Source organism: Streptococcus sp. k-378 (genome assembly GCF_013277505.1).
Lineage (GTDB): Bacteria > Bacillota > Bacilli > Lactobacillales > Streptococcaceae > Streptococcus > Streptococcus pseudopneumoniae.
On sequence record NZ_VMNC01000140.1, the window covers coordinates 1 to 2,116 of the forward strand.

2 protein-coding genes are annotated in these 2,116 nt (G+C 43.5%); both read left to right on the plus strand.

Translation table 11 applies throughout. The annotated features are described in order from the left end of the window. Nucleotides 1-109 precede the first annotated feature (109 nt). Complete coding sequence (atpD, locus tag HT719_RS10710) at nucleotides 110-1,516, plus strand: F0F1 ATP synthase subunit beta (RefSeq protein WP_000094360.1); 1,407 nt, start codon at nucleotides 110-112, stop codon at nucleotides 1,514-1,516. A 10-nt stretch (nucleotides 1,517-1,526) separates the two neighbouring features. Next, entirely contained in the window at nucleotides 1,527-1,946 is a 420-nt protein-coding gene (locus HT719_RS10715; RefSeq protein ID WP_000068041.1) for a F0F1 ATP synthase subunit epsilon, read from the plus strand. Nucleotides 1,947-2,116: the final 170 nt, after the last annotated feature.

The window sequence follows — 2,116 nt, forward strand, 5'->3', positions numbered from 1 at the left end:
GTTTTGAGGTTGCAGATAGAGCTGACGTGGTTTGAAGAGATTTGCGAAGAGTATTAGGACCTAGTTTAGCTAGGAACCGACAGTATCTTATATAGAATAGGAGAAGGAGATGAGTTCAGGTAAAATTGCTCAGGTTATCGGTCCCGTTGTAGACGTCTTGTTTGCAGCAGGGGAAAAACTTCCTGAGATTAACAATGCACTTGTCGTCTACAAAAATGACGAAAGAAAAACAAAAATCGTCCTTGAAGTAGCCTTGGAGTTGGGAGATGGTATGGTCCGTACTATCGCCATGGAATCAACAGATGGGTTGACTCGTGGAATGGAAGTATTGGACACAGGTCGTCCAATCTCTGTGCCAGTAGGTAAAGAAACTTTGGGACGTGTCTTCAACGTTTTGGGAGATACCATTGACTTGGAAGCTCCTTTTACAGAAGACGCAGAGCGTCAGCCAATTCATAAAAAAGCTCCAACTTTTGATGAGTTGTCTACCTCTTCTGAAATCCTTGAAACAGGGATCAAGGTTATCGACCTTCTTGCCCCTTACCTTAAAGGTGGTAAAGTTGGACTGTTCGGTGGTGCCGGAGTTGGTAAAACCGTCTTAATCCAAGAATTGATTCACAACATTGCCCAAGAACACGGTGGTATTTCAGTATTTACTGGTGTTGGGGAACGTACTCGTGAGGGAAATGACCTTTACTGGGAAATGAAAGAATCAGGCGTTATCGAGAAAACAGCCATGGTATTTGGTCAGATGAATGAGCCACCAGGAGCACGTATGCGTGTTGCCCTTACTGGTTTGACAATCGCTGAATACTTCCGTGATGTAGAAGGCCAAGACGTGCTTCTCTTTATCGATAATATCTTCCGTTTCACTCAGGCTGGTTCAGAAGTATCTGCCCTTTTGGGTCGTATGCCATCAGCCGTTGGTTACCAACCAACCCTTGCTACAGAAATGGGTCAATTGCAAGAACGTATTACATCAACCAAGAAGGGTTCTGTAACCTCTATCCAGGCTATCTATGTGCCAGCGGATGACTATACTGACCCAGCGCCAGCAACAGCCTTCGCTCACTTGGATTCAACAACAAACTTGGAACGTAAGTTGGTACAATTGGGTATCTACCCAGCCGTTGACCCACTTGCTTCAAGTTCACGTGCCTTGGCACCTGAAATCGTTGGAGAAGAGCACTATGCAGTTGCTGCAGAAGTAAAACGTGTCCTCCAACGTTACCATGAGTTGCAAGATATCATTGCTATCCTCGGTATGGATGAGCTTTCTGATGAAGAAAAGACCTTGGTTGCACGTGCCCGTCGTATCCAGTTCTTCTTGTCACAAAACTTCAACGTTGCGGAGCAATTTACTGGTCAGCCTGGTTCATATGTTCCAGTTGCTGAAACGGTACGTGGATTTAAAGAAATCCTTGATGGTAAATACGACCACTTGCCAGAAGATGCCTTCCGTGGTGTAGGTTCTATCGAAGATGTGATTGCAAAAGCTGAAAAAATGGGATTTTAAGAGGTAATCTATGGCTCAGTTAACTGTCCAGATCGTGACACCAGATGGTCTCGTCTATGATCACCATGCCAGCTATGTATCGGTTCGAACTCTGGATGGTGAGATGGGGATCTTGCCACGACATGAAAATATGATTGCGGTTTTAGCAGTTGATGAAGTAAAGGTAAAACGTATTGATGACGAAGATCACGTGAACTGGATTGCAGTAAACGGTGGCGTTATTGAAATTGCCAATGATATGATTACAATCGTTGCTGACTCTGCAGAACGTGCTCGTGATATCGATATCAGTCGTGCAGAACGTGCCAAACTTCGTGCAGAACGTGCAATTGAAGAAGCACAAGACAAACACTTGATTGACCAAGAACGTCGTGCGAAGATTGCACTGCAACGTGCCATTAACCGTATTAATGTCGGAAATAGACTATAAGAAAAAATGAACTTGAAAATTCCAAGTTCATTTTTTTATGGTGTTTTATACTCAATAAAAATCAAAAAGCAAACATAGGAAGTTAGCCATAGGTTGCTCAAAACATAGTTTTGAGGTTGTGGATAGAACTGACGAAGTCAGCTCAAAACACAGTTTTGAGGTTGTGGATA